This is a genomic window from Nocardia nepalensis (assembly GCF_048910785.1).
Lineage (GTDB): Bacteria > Actinomycetota > Actinomycetes > Mycobacteriales > Mycobacteriaceae > Nocardia > Nocardia nepalensis.
In genome coordinates this window covers 566,140-583,321 of record NZ_JBKBET010000031.1, presented here as the reverse complement: position 1 = coordinate 583,321, position 17,182 = coordinate 566,140, and the positions used below count along the sequence as shown (strand labels likewise).

Here is a 17,182-nt window from a genome sequence, read left to right as displayed (position 1 = left end):
CGTACTGGAACGGTCCAGCACAGGCCCACCGCTATCGGTGTATCCAGCCGTATCGACTACGGATCCACCCGAAATTCATCGGTACAGCCGAAATTGCGTCCACGCTCCCGCAAACACCCTGAACTCGGCTCCTTTAGAAACTTGTGTCACGCCCGGTGTCCGGCCAGGCTCGGTCGAGGTGTTCGGCGGGACGCTATCGACTCGGCTGTCCACTGTCGGCGCTTGATCGGGAGCCTTGCGGCGAGGAGTGTCGTTCAGCGGAGTTCCTCGACCAGCCCGATGATGATGCCGTCGGGGCCGCGGACGTAGCAGTACCGGCAGATGTCTTCGTATTGGGCTACCGTGCCCACGAGTTCGGCGCCGTGGGCGCGCAGGCGGTCGAGGACGTCCTCGACGTCGTCGACGACGAACGTCAGGCGAGGGATGCCAGGGGTGTTCACCGGCGCCTTCGGCGCAGTGCTGGTGGTCGCTGGCGAGTGGAACGTCGAGAGCTCGACCCGGCCATGGCCGTCCGGAGTCCGTACGACGGCGATGTCTGCTCGGACGCCGTCCAGTCCGAGGAGGTCGTCGGCCCATTGGCCCCCGACTGTTGCTTCGCCCTCCAGTTCCAGACCCAGTTCGACGAAGAACGCGATCGCAGCCGCGAGATCCTCGACCACAATGCCGGCGTGATCCATCCGGTGGATCGTCATTGAGATTCTCCTCGAGATTCGTTACGGCCCATTCTGGCCGGGTTGATCGGTTCGGGGGACGGTAATCGCTCCTTCGTCGGTGTCGTCGAGGCTCGTTCGGCTGCTCGTACTCCTGGGACGGAGCCGCCCGAGCGTTCTCGACATCCACGGCGCATGAATTTCCAGATCTTTTTCCGGACCCGATTGTCGAGGCACGCCGATAGTCGAGTCGCCGCACAAGTCCGAATCGTTCGGCGACTCCGAGGGCAAATGAGGAGCTGGATATTGGTTCACGGCCCGAAATCGCCTGGGTCATCGCGGGATTCGGTGTATCTCGGGGACGCTAGAGGTCGCGGTTCTCCTGGTCGAAGGTGAGGCCGATGAGGACGCGGAAGGGGACGGTCACGGTCGGGCCAGGGCGGCCGGGGATGCGGATGACGCCTTCCTGCCACAGGCGTTTCCAGTGGAGGCGGACTTCCATCGTGGTACGGGCGGGGATGGTGCAGACGATCTCTTCGGTGTGGGTTTGTTCGGCCTCGGTGGTGAGCGAATAGTGTTGTTTGACGGCGCTTTCCGTCGTGGACTTCAGTTTGCCGAGCGGGCCCAGGGTTACCTCGATTCCGTCGCTGGCGGTGGCTGCGCGCTCGATGTGGATTTCGTATTTCTGGAGCCAGCGCTTGGAGATGGTCAGGCGGCGGGTGAGGGTGGTGGAGCTCGCGGAGTTGTCTATGCGGCGGACCTCGTCGCCGATGGGTTCCTCGGTGCGGGCGGTCTCGATGACCTCGAAGGCGGGTTCGAGGTCCTGGTCGGCATAGCGCGGCCAGGTGTGGCCGCAGTTGCGGCATCTCTGATAGAACGCGCCGGCCCCCGAGGGGCCTTCCCACCAGCGCAGTCTCGTACCGTCGGCGCGGAACTCCTCCAACCACCAGAGGTTTCCGCTGCAGGACCGACACCTCCAGCCGTTCGCGATCAGCTCCAGCACTTCACGCGAGGGTTGGCGCCCCATGGTGCGAACCTTTCATCGACCGCCCGGCTGCGTTGGCCGTAAAGCCATTGTGCCGCCTTGGGGTTCAGGCCGAGTGGGAAGTGAGCACCTCGGACCGGCTGTTTGCGGGCCGAAGCGGGCGTGGAGGGGTAGAGAAGCACTCGGCAGCGCCCATGCACCATCCTTTGCTTCGTTAAGGATGACGTGGACTGGCCTTCCGCGGATCGTCCTGGCGCGCACAAGGATCCGCGGCCTGCCGGCCCGCATTCGGCGCTAACCGATCGGCAGCCGGCTCAGGATCGGGTCGTAGGCCCAGTTCAGCATGCGCTCAGCGTCGTCCCTTGCGGCGGCGCCGCTGCCGGGTGAGCTGTGCAGGACCACACCGATCAGCGGTATTCCTGCCCTGACCGTCTCGAACAGCAGGCAGGCTCCCGCGGCGTCGGTGGACCCGGTTTTGATGCCGATAGTGCCGGGATAGTCGTGCAGCAGTTTGTTCGTGGTCTGCCAGAGATGATCGCGGTTGCCCGGGCCGGCGGGCAGGTGATAGCTCTGCGACCCGGCGATATCGCGGAAGACCGGCAGGCTCATCGCGCGCAGTCCGAGGGCTATCAGGTCCGCCGGTGTGGAGTAGGTGGAGTCGTCGGTGGGGGTGGGCAGTCCGCTGGGGTCGCTGAAATATGTTCCCGCCAGGCCCATTTGACGCGCGGTGTCGTTCATTTTGGCGATGAAGCCGTCTTGGCCCGGCCCGTAGGCCTCGGCAAGGGTATAGGCGGCGTCGCAGCCCGACGGCAGCAACATCGCGTAGAGGAGTTGCCGCGTGGTGAACACCTCGCCGGAGACCAGGCCTGCGGTGCTTCCGTCATACCTGACGCAGTAGGCGATGCTCTCTTGCGGCACGGTGATGGTCCGGTCGAGGTCGCCGGCGTTGATCGCGACCAGCGCCGTCATCACCTTCGCGATGCTGGCTATCGGAACCGGGGTATTCGGCTCCCGCGACCACAGCAGTGTGCCGGTGATCCCGTCTGCCAACGCTGCTCCCGACGCCTGCACTGCGCCCGGCTCAGAAGTCAACCAGGGCAGCTGAATATGGGCCTCGCTCGCGGCGGGAGCGGCCGTGACGCCATGACCGGCTACCACGACGAGCGCCCCGGCGACGAAAATCTGCAACAATCGGGCAAATGTCCGCATGCTCGCATTCTGCCGTGTGCCCCCGCCAATTAGCGGGATTTCACCGAGCGAGTTATCGCGCTGCTCCGGCGACAGCATGCAATCGGCTAATCCGGGATGTGTCGTGCCCGACGCTTCTCGTGTGCGACCACTCGCTCAGCGGCATGGCCGTACCGATCTGCAGACGAGATCGGCGCTATTCGCCATTGGCCGGCAACGAGGTTCTCACCCGTCTTGCCGTCAGGTACCTGCGCCCGAATTCAACGACGTCGAGCACCGCTGTCGACGGGTCGGCGAAATGCGCGGCCTCCCTGCGGCGTGATCGCTGAGTATGGTCGCTCGGGTGGGGATACTTCCCGAGTCTGTAATAGTCGCGTTGAATCGCGCTGTGGCGACTTCGGCTGGACGTGGCGTCGTGGTGGTGTGTGGGTTTCCTGGCTCCGGGAAGTCCACGGCCGCAGCGTATCTCGCTGCGCGGTCGCATGCGAGTGTGTTGGACAAGGACAGCTTCGCGCCGCGTCTCGAGCAGGACGTGATGCGGGCTCTGGGTGGTGATCCGTTCGACCGCGACAGCGATGTCTACCGGTCGGTGGTGTCGCCCGGTATCTATGACGGCCTGGTCCGTACCGGGCTCGGAATCGGCGTCCGGCATCCGGTGGTACTAGATGCACCGTTTCTTTCAGTGATCCGACGTTCGGCTGAGGCCGACGTGTCCCTGGCACAGCATCTGCGGATGACGGCGTCGGCATCGGAATCGCTTGCGGTTCACACGGTATGGATCGACAGCTCGGCCGCGCAGATCAGGGAACGCATGATCGCCCGCGGCGCCGAGCGCGACGCACCGAAACTCGCCGACTGGGAGGGCTATCGGTCGGCGGTCCTCGACAGCGACCTGCGCGAGATCGCGCACGCCGTGGTGGATGTCGTCATCCACAACTGAGTGTGGCAGTAGTCAGATGCCGACTTGCGTGGTGTGATCCTGCGGCGCGCAGGCGTCGCGGCGGATGACATCGACGTCGCTCGGATCGTCTCCGCTCGGGATTGCACGGAATCGGCGCGTCCCCTTTCTCGCGGATCTCGATGGGGAGGATCGCTAGGCTGCCGGGGTGTCCACTGACGAAACCCGCCGCCGCGTTGTCGTTTTCGCCCTTGGCGGCACCATAGCGATGTCGACCACTCCTGGCGGTGGTGTCGCTCCGACTTTTACTGCGGAACAGCTCATAGCCGCTATCCCTGGGCTTGCCGATACTGGTGTTGCCGTCGAGGTCGAGGACTTCCGGCAGATACCAGGGGCGTCTTTGAAGATTTCCGATATCACCGCGCTCGCCGACGCCATCGGTGACCGGCTCGCCGATGCCGACGGCGCCGTGGTCACCCAAGGCACCGACACCATCGAAGAAACCGCCTACCTGCTCGACCTGCTCCACACTGCGGCCCAACCGATCGTCGTCACCGGAGCGATGCGCAACCCCACCCTGGCTGGAGCCGACGGACCCGCAAACCTGCTGGCAGCCATCCAGACCGCCGCACATCCCCAGGCCCGGCATCAAGGTTGCCTGGTCGTGCTGAATGACGAGATCCATGCCGCACGCCGAGTCCGGAAAACCCACACCACCAGCACCGCAGCCTTCCGATCACCCAACGGTGGACCGCTCGGCTACCTGGTCGAAGGACAACCCCGTCTGCTCAACCACCTGACCCACCGAACGAACGTTCCCGCCAAACCCGGCGATGACACCCGCGTCGCGATCATCACCATCGCGCTCGGCGATGACGGCGCCACCCTGCGCGCCCTCAGCGCCCACGTCGACGGACTCGTTATTGCAGGCCTCGGCGCCGGACATGTACCCGCACATCTCGTCGGAACCCTCGAAGCCGTCGCGGGCCGGATCCCGGTTGTGCTCGCGTCGCGCACCGGAGCCGGTTCAGTGCTCGAATCCACCTACGGATTCCCAGGTTCCGAACGTGACCTCCTGTCGCGAGGACTCATCTGCGCCGGGCACCTCGACCCGATCAAGGCACGCATCCTGCTGCACACGCTGCTCGCCATTGACTCCGACCGTGCGGCATTCGCGACGGCCTTCGGCGCTGCGGGCGGCTACCGCGGACCCGAAACATGGCCCTGGCCAAACGATCTCAGCAAGGACTACTAACCACACGCAGCCACGAACTCACCCTCGGCACGGGTGATGGCCAGCCGTGATGTGACGGCCTGGCACGGCCATCCCGTCAGCCGGTTACATCTGGCCGTGGCGAACCGGGCCGGCTGGTTCGTAGGTGCCGAGGACGATGCCGAGATCGGTCACAGTGAGGTCGACGGGGCGCATCGTCGCCGGGAGGATGCCGTTGTTGAACAGGCGGCGACCGGAGCCGAGTACCAGCGGAAACGTCATCAGGCGGAAGCGGTCGACGATTTCGTACTGCAACAGCGTCTGGAGCAGTTTGCCGCTTCCCCAGATCTGCAGCTCGTCGCCGGGTTCGTCCTTGAGCGCCTGCACCGCAGCGACGAGGTCGCCGGTCACGAGGTGAGCGGTGTCGGGGTGCTCGCCGCGCCATGTGGCATCGGATTCGCGGAGTGAGTTGGACACGACGTACTTGGGCAGTGAGTTGATCGCCGTGGCTATGGGGTTGGCGGGGTCGGTCTGATCGGGCCAGTAGCTGCGGAAGATGTCGAATGTTCTGCGACCGAACAGGAACGCGCTGGCGTGGCTGTTGAGTTCGGTGACGAACTCGCCTACGGCTTGGTCTGGGAATGGGGCCTGCCAGCCGCCGTGGGTGAAGGCGTCGCTGGGATCTTCCTCAGGTCCGCCGGGTGCCTGCATGACGCCGTCGAGGGTCAGGAATGTCTGAACGGTGAGCTTCATGTGAATGCAGACGGAGCGGCGCACTGATTCTGAGCGGTCTCACGTCGAATCGCCGCCGACCGAGTCGGAGCGCATCTCCTTCGAACCATTTGTTCCATGACCGAGCTCCCGCTGTGCGCAAACAGGCCCAGCGCGCCCTGGAGAAGCTGTCTGCTGCACGCGCTGCTCGCCATTGACTCCGACCGTGCGGCATTCGCGACGGCCTTCGGCGCTGCGGGCGGCTACCGCGGACCCGAAACATGGCCCTGGCCAAACGATCTCAGCAAGGACAACTAACCACACGCGCCCACGAACTCGTCCTCGGCCGCTCCTTCAAGCTGCGCCTGATCTGGCACTTCCGATGCGCCGCGGACGCTATCCGCGGATTCGGCTCAATTCGCCGGAGCCACACGGAGTTTGGGATCGGCTCCGGGTGAGTGAAGCGGGGTGAGCACGGTGTCCGGGTATACGACTTTCGTACTCGTCCAACGGAAGTCCAGTTCGTCATCGGTGGGGAATCACCAGGTCGCGGCCCGCAAGGGATTCCCACCGCGAAGGAACAGGTAGTAGGCCGTTGTCGGCTTGTCGTCGTTGTACGGACCGGGCAAGTTCTCCCAGCACATTCCGGGGGTATTCGCGAGCTCGTTCAATTTGTCGGCTTTCATGCCCGGCGTTACGACCACCATGGTGTCCCACTCGTCCTGGAGACCGGCGGCTCGGGTAATTTCCACCACCGAATTCGCCTGAATCCGTTGCGGCGCAGCATGATTCAATCGAAGATAGGCATGGGCTATTCATGCTGGTAGAAGCATGTAAACGAAGATGATCGAAGTGAGCCGAATCCTGTTGTGTCAGAAGCAGAAATTCTAGGGCCGCTTCGATCAGGTCTGAGCTCGGTGTCGCCGATGCCTTGGCGCTGCTGCACAAGTCATGAGGGCACAGCCTCGGCCAGGCGGTGCCACCAGGCGGTGAGTTCAGTTTCTTTGTGGGGACGTGAGAGTGGTGGGATCGTTTCTCATTCTCAGACCACGGTCGCGGTCTCGTGCTCGAGCACTTCACGTGCCACTCGTTCTCCCGAGCGAACGGCTCCGTCGACCCAACCGCACATGACGGCGGAGCTTTCGGTTCCGGCCCAGTGGATGCGGCCGCATGGTTCACGCAGGGCGTGGCCGAACTGGGTGAGGACACCGGTGGGTGCGTGGCTGAGCATTCCGCCGCCCGAGTAGCGCTCGACAGTCCAGTTGTGCTCGATGTAGTCGACGGGGGAGCAGACCTTGTCGCCGAACCGCTCGACCAGTGCGCTGAGCACCGTCTTCCTTCGCTCGGCCTCGTCGAGTTGGCCGATCTGGCGCGCGATGGGTCCCTCTACGATGACACAGAGGATCCCGGGTCGCCCGGTATCCGTGCAGGCATCGATGGTGATGGTCGCGGGTGAACCCGGTGCGGCCGACTGCCCGGACAATCCGTCGCGCCGCCAGAACGGCTCGTCGTACACGGCGGCGATCTTGATGATCGAGCCGCTCGGCATCCGTTGATGGAGAAACGACCGATCGACCGGCAGCATGGGCTCGTACAGAATCTGACTCGCGATGGCCAGGGGAACCGCCACGATCGCCCGACGTGCGCGCACCGTCAACTCCTCCGCGCGCACCGTGACACCGGCGGAGTCCTGCTCTATCCGACGGACCGGCTGCGACAGGTGGATCGAGTCGCCGATCTCGGCCGCCATCGGCCGGTAGATGGCACCCATACCGCCGACCGGCCGAGCATCCTGCGCACCGTCCTTGACACCGAGGACGAAGTTCGGCCCGCCCCCCGATGCCATCTGGTACAGCACGAACAGTAGCGACACCTCCGAGGCGGCCGAGGTGTAACAGCCGGCGACGGCGGTCTCGAGCAGATCATGGGCGGACCTGGACAGCACGTTGTCATCCAGCCACTGCGCCAGGCTGAGCTGGTCCCATCTGTCGGCCTGCTTCGATGTCCACGGCGCGTCGAGGGAAATTGACTCGCACATATGTCCCAGCTCGAACAACCCCGCGCCGAGGTTCAACGCCGCCCAGGGGCTCATCGTCCACGGAATCGTGCCCGAGTAGCGGTGCTGCTTGCCGTCGACCGCGATGATGGCCTCACCGTCGGTGTACTGCTGGTAACTCGCCACCCCGAACTCGTCCATCAGTGCGCGGATCCGGTCCTGCCCCGGTCCCACCCACGCGCCACCGCGATCGATCCACGACCCGTCGGCACGCACTTCGGTGAACGTGCGTCCGCCCAGCCGGTCGCGGGCTTCCAGCACCGCTACCGATCGACCTGCCTGTTTCAGCCGCAGTGCGGCCGTCAATCCTGCGAAGCCTGCGCCGATCACGCAATAGTCGACATCTGTCATGGCGAGCCGCCCTCGTATCGCAGTTCTGCGCACGGCCGCGGTACGACCAGCGCACGATCGCGGCACCCTCGACACAATGGGTGCACATCACCTTCGATCAGGTAGCTGCGTCGAATATCCAGCAATTCTAGAGCGAATTCCGCGGCAGGATAAGCCGGTAGGCCGATCTGCGGAGATGCCCACCGTCGACAGGTCCGGTCAACGGTCCGGCGTGAACGGTTCGGTACCGAGCACCAGGCGCAGACCCGAGATACCGGAATGCGCTCGGGCGTAGGCCAGTTCGTGGCTGATGTCACCGACGTTGTTGACGATGGGAAGCGAAATGGTGAGCGTCGACAGAGTGCCGAGCGCATAGCCATTGTGGTCGAGGAAGGCGCTGCCGCTGTCCCCCGGGATGCCGGGGATGGGCGCGACAATTGCGTGGGTCCAACCAAAGGCAGCGTCATCGTCGATCTTGCTTTCACAGACCTGAGGGGACAGGCTGGCGATTCCGCCGCGCAGAATGGAGTTCCAGTAGCTGTAGAGGCGGTCGCCGGCATTCGCGCCGCTGGTGTTGATGCCGACCGGCCCGCCCCAGTGTGGCACGCTCGGATTGACGTTACCCGCGTCCTCCGGCGCGAGCTCGACCAGCGCGAAGTCGTTGTAGGCGCAGGTATTGCGGTCCTTCTCGCCGTTTTCCTGCATGGCCAGCCAGCTGCTGTACGCGAGCTGACCGCCGGCGGTCGTCGTCGCGCCGAAAACCGGCGAGCCGTTGCGGTTGAAACTCACGGCGGTTCCCAGGGGGAGGCTATCGGCGGTGCAGCCATCGCTATCGGTGACCTGTGTGGTGGCGCAGTGGGCCGCCTGGCCGATGTACACATGGCCGGTGTCATCGATGAAGACGTAGTTCGCCGTACATGGGACCGCGCCGTGGGTAAAGGTCTGTATCCCCGGGGTGATTGCGGCGGCGTCGGCGGGTGCCCATCGGTGTCCGGCCTGGTTGGCGGCAACGGTCGTTCCGTAGCCGGCGCCGAAGGTGAAGGCCGACCCTTGCGGCGATTCGGGCGTCGAAGCCCAAGCGTGGTTGTCTGCTGTGCTGTCGGTGCCGGGCTGGCTGCCGCAGCCGGCGGCCAGATACGTGCCGGTCGTGGCGAGGACGCAGGCCACCGGAATGGCGAACGCGCGGCGAAAACTGGACAGCAGCATGGATGGTCTCCTAATGGTTGTGAGGTTGACGATCTAGCGCCGGGGTGCCGCCGCGGACAGCAAAACGCCGAGCGCGACGGCGTTGCGTGGCGATTGCCATCCGGTCTCCTGCTCACATTGCGTCCTTGGTCGGCCAGCGTCGGCCGTTGCGCAAACTTGTGGCGATGCTCGAATCAGCTTCGGCGCCCGGCAGGCGGCTGCCGCGCAAAACTCGATGAACAGCTGATCTGAACCCTATTCGTTTGCCATCACGATGTGATCGGTTATTGCGCAGAAGTCGTTCAGGCACTGTGATGAAAGCTAGCAAATTCTCGGCACAACTACCGGAACCGGCTCGGCGCAATAGCATCGCGCCGCTCACCGCCGAGGCGATCACGACCGCGACACGGCCTCTGGTTCGAAGCCGAGACGCGACGCCATCGACCCGACGCCGGCCTCACCCCGGCTGGGCGATCGCTTGTACGGACCGGACCGATTGGCCGCCAGATTCAACTTCCAGGATTCGGCCTGCACCACGTTTCGTGAACCGGTGCCCGATGTTGCGGACGTTGCCAGCGGCGGACTGACTCGACAAGTGCGGGCGGTGCTGTGACAGCAGGGTGGACGGGCCGCCACGCGGCTGGCGGTCCAGTTGTCCAGCCGTTCCGCCGGACATAGTGACTGGAATACGCGAATTGGTCGAGGCAGGTGCAGCGGAGTGTCGTGATCGAATCCGGCCAGCGGTATATAGCATTTCCGCATCAGCGTCATGGTCTCGACCACTTCTTGTACGGATTGATCTACTGCACCAGGACCGGGGCATGCCAGCGGTTAACAGCCGGTCCGACTGGATGTACCTGGACATACGGGAGGCCGGTTCGACTCCGGGTGCCGACATCTTTGCGGATCGGCCGGGGAGGGCAGCCGCGCTTCTCTATTCGTCAGCGCCGTAGAAGTGACATCGGCGAATACTTCGAAAGGCTTGCGCGATGACCATCCTGTCCTCGACAGCCCGGTGTCTCGCGTTGGTCATGTTGCTGCTGGGACCGACCACACCGGCCGCGGCGACACCGACAGGTTCCGAACTGGGGCACGCGGGCCGCTGGCTCACCGACGACCAGGGCCGGGTGGTCATCTTGCACGGCGTGAATATGGTCTACAAGAACCCGCCGTACTTCCCCGCAGCGGGAGGCTTCGGCGAGAACGACGCACAATTCCTGGCGGAGAACGGTTTCAACGCGGTGCGACTGGGTTTCGCATGGAAGGCGGTCGAGCCGCAGCCCGGAGTTTATGACGACAACTACATCGCGCAGATCGAGCAGACCCAGCAGTTGCTGGCCCGGTACAACATCTACAGCCTTGTCGATTCCCATCAGGACGCGTTCAACGAATCGGTGGGTGCGAGTTGGAGCGGGTTCCCCGAGTGGGCGACGTTCACCGACGGGTTCCCATTGCAGCCCGATCTCGGCTTTCCGCTGGTCTACTTCACGAGCCCGGCACAAAACCAAACGTGGGCGAACTTCTGGCGCAACCGCGCTGCCCCCGATGGCGTCGGGCTGCAGGACCACTATGCGGCCATGTGGGCGCATGTCGCGCAACGCTTCGCGGACCAGCCGTACGTGTTGGGCTACGACCTGATCAATGAGCCGTGGCCCGGTTGGGAATACCCGACATGCTTTCCCCAGGGCTGCCCCCGGTTCGAGAGCGGTGTGCTCGCGCCGCTCGAGGCAAAAGCGATGAACGCCATCCGCGGAGCCGACCCGAAACACCTGCTGTTCTACGAGCCGTCCGTGACCAACGACTTCGGTACGCCGAACTGGATGCCGAATCCAACCGGCGATCCGAACGCGGGGATGAGCTTTCACGACTACTGCTTCGGCCCGGTCGACACCTGCGTGAGCAACGGATTGGATCGTGCCGACATCGAGGGCGTTGTCGGGCTGGTGACCGAGTTCGGGGCGACCACGGATTGGGCGCGGCTGACTCGTCTCGCCGATAGATTCGACGACAACATGGCTTCCTGGATGCTCTGGTCCCAACCGCAGGATCAGACTCCTGGTCATCCCCAGGAGCCGCCGACCGGCCCCAACCTGATGGATCCGGCGATCGTCCGGCCATATCCACGTGCGATCGCAGGCACCCCGCAGCAGTGGCACTACGACAGCGCCACCGGGACGTTCACCCTCCAATACAGTGCCCGCCGCGCCGATTCCGGACAACCATTCGCAACCGGAGCCCGTACCGAGGTGTATCTGCCGCAGAGCAACTATCCCGACGGCTACCGTGTCGAAATCCAGGGCGCCGACATCGTGTCGTTACCCGATGCCCGGCTACTTCAACTCACCACCAGCCCCGGGCAGGACACCGTGCAGGTAACCGTGACGCGACGGTGATCGATGCCGAGGCCACCTGAGCAGGGGCCGGTCGCGGTCGAAACCGATCAGGGCACGGGCCGGCCGTCCGGTCCGATCAAGTGCCACAGTCCCATCAATCCCTGGCCGCGGGTGTCGCCAGGGGCAACGTCCTGGGCGAAGTAGTACAGGGGTTTGCCTGCGAAACCGACCTGACTGGTGCCGTCGGGCCGCGCCATGATTGCGAGTTTGCCGGGGTCGATACCGGCTTCGGCCGCAACCGGTCCCATCAGCGCCGGCCATTTCACGAGGCACTCGCCAGCGCATGCGATCAGGCCGGGGGTGTCCTTGTCGAAGACGTAGAGTGCCCGCCCAACGTTGTCGACCAGTACATCTCGGCCTTGCACAGTACGCAGCCGGATCGAGGTGGCCGATGCGCTGGCGGTCGGTGCGGACTGGGCAACCGTGCTGCCGGCAGCGGGCGACGTCGTCGACGTGGCTGCTGAGGGGGTGGTGTCCCGGTCGGAACAGGCCACGGCTGTAGCCCAAGTCGCGATGACGAGCAGCGCGAGAGCCGGACGCCGGATTGTCATGAAATCTCCTCCGATAGTGGGCGTGTCATGCCGGTCGCGTGGTGATCAAGCGGTGATCAGCGCGCCGGTGAGCGTGACGACCTGCGTTATTTCGTGGATCGCGGCGCCGGCCCGGACGCCGCTGGCGTGCTCGGTCATCCCGAGCGCGTGCGCGGCGGGTCGCAGCACCGCGATGAACATGGTTCCGACGACCACCACCAGTGCGGGCTCGCCCCGGGAAGCCACCTCCCGAGCATCACGGCGGCGAGTGCGATTCCCGACCAGTGACGGCCAACCCAGACGCCGACGCGGCTGTCGTATCGGCGCGGGGCGTGTGCGGAGGATGTTCGGTGTGGTTGGGCGCGCGGGTTCGTGGGCGCGGTGGTGGCGTGCCATGGTCCTCGGTGGTTGGTGTCGCGGCACCAGGTGGCGGCAGGCTCATGCGGGCTCAGCCCGCCGCCACCTGATGGGTCGGGTGGCGGCGCGGGTTATTTGGCCTGCGGGGCGGGTTGCTGCGCCGGGTCCTTGCAGTAGGCGAGCTCGGGTGGGCAGGGGGCGAGGATGGTGGAGAAGTATTGGATGGCGGAGAACAAGGTGATGGGCCCGCCGGCCAGGACGATGCCGGCCATGGCGCCCACCGCGCCGAGGGTGGCCATACCGAGCACGCAACCGGCGATGGTCGCGCCGACGAAGGGCACCAGCAGCGCGATGACCGGACTGCTGATGGCGGCTCCGACGGCGCCGCCGACCAGGCAGCCCACGCCGGCGCCGAGGACTGCTCCGAGGACCGCGCTGACGGCGGCGCCGATGGCGGCGCGCTGGGCGAAGGCACCCAACGCCTGGGCGTCACGCGGGGTGAACGATTCGGCGACCTGCGTGGCGGCCTGGTCGACGGTCACGATGTCGCTGGCGGCGACCGGTGTGATGGTTTGTGGGTTGTCCTTCGACGGTGTCAGGATGGCGCTGGTGCCGTCGATCCTGGCGCTGATGGGGTAGGCGGTGTCGTCGATGCGGTAGGCCAGGGGCAGGGCGGCGACAGGGCGATCATCACGGTCGAAGAGGACGAGTTGCTGGTCGACGGCACGCAGGGTGCCGTTGGCGATGGTCAGGACGGCGGAGTCGCCGCGGCGGGTGACTTCGTAGCTCACCGCGGCGGATTCGTCCGTCCCGGGCGCGGCGTAGGTGGTGGCCGCGGTGGTCACCAGGGCCGCGGCGGCGAGTGCGGCCGTCATGGCCGTTGTCCTCATTTTCATGATCTTCCTCATCATCGTTGATGCGATCCGGCACCACCGTGAGGCGATTGCCGGCGGTTGAAGCGGTGATGTCCCGCTCCGGAATCCGGCGCCGGATCAGGCGCCGGAAGTCGTGTCACGGGCCGAGTCGGCCGCGACGAGTTCACAGTGGGCGGCGGCGAGTTCGCGTTTGAGGATCTTGCCGCTGGCGGTCATCGGCAGCACGGCGGTGAATTCGATGACGCGCGGATATTTGTAGGCGGCCAGTTGCTCTCGACACCAGGTGATGAGCTCGTTTTCGGTGATCATTGCGCCGGGTTCAGCGACGACGACGGCCTTGATCTCCTCGCCGTAGTGCGAGTCGGGGATGCCGATGACCGCGGCCAGGGATACCGCGGGGTGGGTGAGCAGGACTTCTTCGATTTCGCGCGGGTAGACGTTGAATCCGCCGCGCACGATCATGTCCTTGGCGCGGTCGACGATGTAGTGGAAGCCGTCGACGTCGCGGCGGGCGAGATCTCCGGTGCGGAACCAGCCCTCACGCATGACATCGGCGGTGGCCTCGGGGCGATTGTGGTAGCCCTTCATGACGTTGTGGCCGCGCAGCGCGATCTCGCCGATCTCCCCGACGCCGGTGACGGTGTTCCATTCCGCATCGATCAGTCGGGCTTCGATGCCCCACACCGGAATTCCGATCGATCCCGGTCGGGGGGCGCGGTCGGGATCGGCGAACAGCGCAAGCGGGGAGGTTTCCGACAATCCATAACCCTCGAGGATCTGTACGCCGAAGCGCTGCGCGAACCGCGACAGGATGTCGTCCGGTAGGGCCGCACCGCCGGACACCGCCTTGCGCAGTGTGCCGGCGATGCGGTCGACATCGACGCTGTCATCGACGGCCTGCAGCAGCCCCCAGTACATGGTCGGCACACCGGCGAAGAAGGTGATCTGCTCGTCGGCCAGCATCCGCAGCGCTGTGGGCGCGTCGAAGCGCGCGAGCAGAACCAGCGTCGCACCGACCGAGAGACCGGCGTTCATGTTGATGGTCTGGCCGAAGGAGTGGAACAGCGGCAGTGTGACCAGGTGGGTGTCGCGGCGGTCGGGGCGGTTGTCGAACAGTCGGTTGGCGGTGAGCGCGTTCATGACCATGTTGGCGTGGGTCAGTTCGGCGCCCTTGGGACGGCCGGTGGTGCCACTGGTGTAGAGGATGACCGCGGTGTCGTCGGCCCGGCGGGTGACGGTGTCGAACGTTTTCGGCCGGGCCGCGATGGCCTGGGCCAGGGTGTCGTTCCCCGGATAGGGCGAGGGGGCCTGCGGGTCGGCGGTGATCAGGATTATGTCGCGGCAGCCGGGCGCCTGCTGGAAGCCCGCTCGTCCGTACTCGCCCATCGGCAGCTCGGGCGTGCCTTCGAAGCAGAAATAGAGGTCGGCTTCGGAATCGGTGAGATGGTAGGCGATTTCGCGTGGTCGTAGCAGGATGTTGAGTGGGACAACGACCGCGCCCGCCTTGAGGATGCCGTAATAGACGATCAGGAATTCCGGCAGGTTCGGGCACGACAGTGCGACTTTGTCGCCGGGTTCCACGCCGCGGGCCGCCAACAGGTGGGCGACCTGATTGGCGCGGGCATCGAGTTCGGCGTAGGTGAGGCGTTCGGCGCCGAGTACGACAGCATCGCGGTCGGGGTAGCGGCGCGCCGAATCCTCCAGCAGCACAGCGAGATTGAGCACAAAATACCTTTCGGTGGACTCGTCGGGACCGGGCAGGCTGGCCCGTGGTCAGGACATGGTGGTCAGCGCTGCGCCGGTGGCCGCGCGCACATCGGCTTCGGTGACGCCCGGCGCGCATTCGCGCAACGCCAATCCGGTGGCGGTGACGTCGATGACGGCGAGGTTGGTGATGATGCGGTGCACGACCTGTTCGCCGGTGAGCGGGAGTGTGCAGCGCGGGACGATCTTCGGCGCACCGGTCTTGTCGGTGTGCTCCATCAGGACGATGACCCGCCGGGCACCGTGGACCAGGTCCATCGCACCGCCCATGCCTTTGACCATGTGACCGGGCACCATCCAGTTGGCCAGGTCGCCGGTGGCCGAGACCTGCATGCCGCCGAGTACGGCGGTGTCGATGTGGCCGCCGCGGATCATGCCGAAGCTGGTGGCGGAGTCGAAGAACGACGCGCCCGCGACCGTGGTCACGGTCTCCTTGCCGGCGTTGATGAGATCGGCGTCCACGTGCACGGGGCTCGGGTAGGGGCCGGTGCCGAGGATGCCGTTCTCGGAGTGCAGGGTGACGCGGACGCCATCGGGCAGCTGATCGGGAATCAGGGTGGGCAGGCCGATGCCGAGGTTGACGTACTCCCCGGCGCGCAGTTCACGCGCGGCGCGCGCGGCCATGGCGGTACGGGACCAGCCGAGCACGGCGGTGGCTGTGATCATGTCAGTGCTCCTGGGCGACGGTGAGTTTCTCGATCTGTTTGCGCTGTGGTCCGGTGTGCACGATGCGGTCGACGAAGATGCCGGGCAGATGGACCTGCGCCGGGTCGAGATCGCCTGCGGGGACCAGCGTTTCGACCTCGGCGAGGCAGACGCGACCGGCCGCGGCCGCGAGCGGGTTGAAGTTGCGGGCCGACTTGTCGAATACGAGGTTGCCTTCGGTGTCGCCGATGAGCGCGTGCACCAGCGCGTAGTCGGCGGTGAGGGCTTCTTCGAGCACGTACCGCCGACCGCCGAAGGTGCGGACCTCCTTGGGCGGCGAGGCCACGGCGACCGATCCGTCGCTTGCGTACCGCCAGGGCAGGCCGCCCTCGGCGATGGGGGTGCCCACACCGGCGGGTGTGAAGAATGCCGGGATACCGGCACCGCCGGCGCGCAGTTTTTCGGCGAGAGTGCCCTGCGGGGTCAGCTCGACTTCGAGTTCCCCGGATAAATACTGGCGAGCGAATTCGCTGTTCTCACCAACATAGGAGGCAGTGATGCGGTGAATGCGCTTGTCGGCCAGCAGGATTCCCAGACCATGCTGGTCGGTGCCGCAGTTGTTGGAGATGATCTCGAGGTCGGTGACGTCGCGGGCGGCCAGCGCGGCGACGAGCGAGTCCGGGATGCCGCACAGTCCGAATCCGCCGACCGCCAGGCTGGCGCCTGAAGTGATGTCGGCGACGGCTTCCGCGGCCGAGTCGATGATCTTGTTCACCGCCGGGCCTCCGCGCCGGACGCCGACGGGCTGGAGGTGGTGATCAGCTCGCGCAGCAGTTCTTCGGCCTGCGGCCAATAGCCGTAGCCGGAGGCGGGATTGAGGTGGCCGACGTCGCCGAGTTCCACCAACCGGCTGCCCCACGCCTCGGCCATGCCGGCCACCCGCCGATACGACGCGAGCGGGTCGCTGGTGGAGGCGGCCACGATGCTCGGGAACGGCAGCCGCCGCCACGGAATCGGGGTCCAGCCGTCCGCGTCGAGTTGGTCCAGCGACGGATATCCCTGCGGCAGCGGGGTTTCGAAGTCCGGTGGCGTGGCCAGCAGCGCCCCGTGCACGGGCCGGGTGGCCTGTTGCGCCCAGTGCACGGTGATCATCACGCCGGCGCTGTGGGCGACCAGCGCCGCGGGGCCGTCGATGTCGGCAAGGACGGCGTCGAGCGCGGCGACGCGGGCGGCGCGGGAGAGCTTGTCGTGCTCGAGCGGTGGCACGGTGCGGACGTTGTCGAGGCGTTCGGCGAGCAGGGTCTGCCAGTGGTCGGGTATGTGGTCGCGCAGTCCGGGCACGATCACGACGGTGGGCTCGGCGACGGCTTTCATGGTGTGCGGCAGTTCCTTTCGGGTCGGT

17 protein-coding genes are annotated in these 17,182 nt (G+C 65.7%); 3 read left to right on the top strand and 14 right to left on the bottom strand.

The window, feature by feature from the left end; genetic code table 11:
• Positions 1-254: 254 nt before the first annotated feature.
• From ACHQ4I_RS27525 to ACHQ4I_RS27515, 3 genes are all read right to left on the bottom strand, one after another.
• Positions 255-692: a VOC family protein gene (locus tag ACHQ4I_RS27525; RefSeq protein ID WP_420774750.1), complete on the bottom strand. Its 438-nt coding sequence runs from the start codon at positions 690-692 to the stop codon at positions 255-257.
• 322 nt (positions 693-1,014) lie between these two features.
• Positions 1,015-1,653 (bottom strand): hypothetical protein, encoded by a 639-nt coding sequence (locus ACHQ4I_RS27520; RefSeq protein WP_420774749.1) that lies wholly within the window; start codon positions 1,651-1,653, stop codon positions 1,015-1,017.
• A gap of 276 nt (positions 1,654-1,929) precedes the next feature.
• Positions 1,930-2,844 (bottom strand): D-alanyl-D-alanine carboxypeptidase family protein, encoded by a 915-nt coding sequence (locus ACHQ4I_RS27515; protein ID WP_420774748.1) that lies wholly within the window; start codon positions 2,842-2,844, stop codon positions 1,930-1,932.
• A gap of 310 nt (positions 2,845-3,154) precedes the next feature.
• Here ACHQ4I_RS27515 and ACHQ4I_RS27510 point away from each other — a divergent pair, with 310 nt between their 5' ends.
• Complete coding sequence (locus ACHQ4I_RS27510) at positions 3,155-3,763, top strand: AAA family ATPase (protein WP_420774747.1); 609 nt, start codon at positions 3,155-3,157, stop codon at positions 3,761-3,763.
• Positions 3,764-3,929: 166 nt separating this feature from the next.
• On the top strand, positions 3,930-4,976 hold the full coding sequence (locus ACHQ4I_RS27505) for an asparaginase (RefSeq protein ID WP_420774746.1): 1,047 nt from the start codon (positions 3,930-3,932) through the stop codon (positions 4,974-4,976).
• 84 nt (positions 4,977-5,060) lie between these two features.
• Here the strand turns inward: ACHQ4I_RS27505 and ACHQ4I_RS27500 are convergent, their stop codons facing one another.
• The 4 genes from ACHQ4I_RS27500 to ACHQ4I_RS27485 all read right to left on the bottom strand — a co-directional run bounded on the left by ACHQ4I_RS27500 (position 5,061) and on the right by ACHQ4I_RS27485 (position 9,237).
• Complete coding sequence (locus ACHQ4I_RS27500) at positions 5,061-5,687, bottom strand: dihydrofolate reductase family protein (RefSeq protein ID WP_420774745.1); 627 nt, start codon at positions 5,685-5,687, stop codon at positions 5,061-5,063.
• A gap of 497 nt (positions 5,688-6,184) precedes the next feature.
• Complete coding sequence (locus tag ACHQ4I_RS27495; protein WP_420774744.1) at positions 6,185-6,400, bottom strand: hypothetical protein; 216 nt, start codon at positions 6,398-6,400, stop codon at positions 6,185-6,187.
• Positions 6,401-6,687: 287 nt separating this feature from the next.
• Positions 6,688-8,052, bottom strand: coding sequence for a flavin monoamine oxidase family protein (locus ACHQ4I_RS27490; protein WP_420774743.1), 1,365 nt, complete (start codon positions 8,050-8,052; stop codon positions 6,688-6,690).
• A gap of 198 nt (positions 8,053-8,250) precedes the next feature.
• Positions 8,251-9,237, bottom strand: a complete 987-nt coding sequence (locus ACHQ4I_RS27485) for a hypothetical protein (RefSeq protein WP_420774742.1) — start codon at positions 9,235-9,237, stop codon at positions 8,251-8,253.
• A gap of 968 nt (positions 9,238-10,205) precedes the next feature.
• Here ACHQ4I_RS27485 and ACHQ4I_RS27480 point away from each other — a divergent pair.
• Positions 10,206-11,609 (top strand): cellulase family glycosylhydrolase, encoded by a 1,404-nt coding sequence (locus tag ACHQ4I_RS27480; RefSeq protein WP_420774741.1) that lies wholly within the window; start codon positions 10,206-10,208, stop codon positions 11,607-11,609.
• A 47-nt stretch (positions 11,610-11,656) separates the two neighbouring features.
• Here the strand turns inward: ACHQ4I_RS27480 and ACHQ4I_RS27475 are convergent, their stop codons facing one another.
• The 7 genes from ACHQ4I_RS27475 to ACHQ4I_RS27445 all read right to left on the bottom strand — a co-directional run bounded on the left by ACHQ4I_RS27475 (position 11,657) and on the right by ACHQ4I_RS27445 (position 17,154).
• A complete protein-coding gene (locus tag ACHQ4I_RS27475) occupies positions 11,657-12,160 on the bottom strand; it encodes a COG4315 family predicted lipoprotein (RefSeq protein WP_420774740.1) in 504 nt (167 codons plus the stop codon).
• Between the two features lie 45 nt (positions 12,161-12,205).
• The gene (locus ACHQ4I_RS27470; protein WP_420774739.1) at positions 12,206-12,385 is read right to left on the bottom strand and encodes a putative sulfate exporter family transporter; all 180 of its coding nucleotides are present in this window, start codon (positions 12,383-12,385) and stop codon (positions 12,206-12,208) included.
• 242 nt (positions 12,386-12,627) lie between these two features.
• Positions 12,628-13,392, bottom strand: a complete 765-nt coding sequence (locus ACHQ4I_RS27465; RefSeq protein ID WP_420774738.1) for a DUF8020 domain-containing protein — start codon at positions 13,390-13,392, stop codon at positions 12,628-12,630.
• A 96-nt stretch (positions 13,393-13,488) separates the two neighbouring features.
• The gene (locus ACHQ4I_RS27460; protein ID WP_420774737.1) at positions 13,489-15,096 is read right to left on the bottom strand and encodes a long-chain-fatty-acid--CoA ligase; all 1,608 of its coding nucleotides are present in this window, start codon (positions 15,094-15,096) and stop codon (positions 13,489-13,491) included.
• Between the two features lie 48 nt (positions 15,097-15,144).
• Positions 15,145-15,801, bottom strand: coding sequence for a 3-oxoacid CoA-transferase subunit B (locus tag ACHQ4I_RS27455; protein WP_420774736.1), 657 nt, complete (start codon positions 15,799-15,801; stop codon positions 15,145-15,147).
• A gap of 1 nt (position 15,802) precedes the next feature.
• Positions 15,803-16,555, bottom strand: coding sequence for a CoA transferase subunit A (locus ACHQ4I_RS27450; RefSeq protein WP_420774735.1), 753 nt, complete (start codon positions 16,553-16,555; stop codon positions 15,803-15,805).
• Complete coding sequence (locus ACHQ4I_RS27445) at positions 16,552-17,154, bottom strand: RBBP9/YdeN family alpha/beta hydrolase (protein WP_420774734.1); 603 nt, start codon at positions 17,152-17,154, stop codon at positions 16,552-16,554. The genes ACHQ4I_RS27450 and ACHQ4I_RS27445 overlap by 4 nt, the downstream gene beginning before the upstream one ends.
• Between the last annotated feature and the right edge of the window lie 28 nt (positions 17,155-17,182).

Excerpts from the sequence above, each read along its gene's own strand:
- ACHQ4I_RS27465 (WP_420774738.1), bottom strand. The coding sequence starts at position 13,392 with ATGAAAATGAGGACAACGGCCATGACGGCCGCACTCGCCGCCGCGGCC.
- ACHQ4I_RS27515 (WP_420774748.1), bottom strand. The coding sequence starts at position 2,844 with ATGCGGACATTTGCCCGATTGTTGCAGATTTTCGTCGCCGGGGCGCTC.
- ACHQ4I_RS27455 (WP_420774736.1), bottom strand. The coding sequence starts at position 15,801 with ATGATCACAGCCACCGCCGTGCTCGGCTGGTCCCGTACCGCCATGGCC.
- ACHQ4I_RS27480 (WP_420774741.1), top strand. The coding sequence starts at position 10,206 with ATGACCATCCTGTCCTCGACAGCCCGGTGTCTCGCGTTGGTCATGTTG.
- ACHQ4I_RS27510 (WP_420774747.1), top strand. The coding sequence starts at position 3,155 with ATGGTCGCTCGGGTGGGGATACTTCCCGAGTCTGTAATAGTCGCGTTG.
- ACHQ4I_RS27445 (WP_420774734.1), bottom strand. The coding sequence starts at position 17,154 with ATGAAAGCCGTCGCCGAGCCCACCGTCGTGATCGTGCCCGGACTGCGC.
- ACHQ4I_RS27500 (WP_420774745.1), bottom strand. The coding sequence starts at position 5,687 with ATGAAGCTCACCGTTCAGACATTCCTGACCCTCGACGGCGTCATGCAG.
- ACHQ4I_RS27525 (WP_420774750.1), bottom strand. The coding sequence starts at position 692 with ATGACGATCCACCGGATGGATCACGCCGGCATTGTGGTCGAGGATCTC.
- ACHQ4I_RS27490 (WP_420774743.1), bottom strand. The coding sequence starts at position 8,052 with ATGACAGATGTCGACTATTGCGTGATCGGCGCAGGCTTCGCAGGATTG.
- ACHQ4I_RS27475 (WP_420774740.1), bottom strand. The coding sequence starts at position 12,160 with ATGACAATCCGGCGTCCGGCTCTCGCGCTGCTCGTCATCGCGACTTGG.
- ACHQ4I_RS27485 (WP_420774742.1), bottom strand. The coding sequence starts at position 9,237 with ATGCTGCTGTCCAGTTTTCGCCGCGCGTTCGCCATTCCGGTGGCCTGC.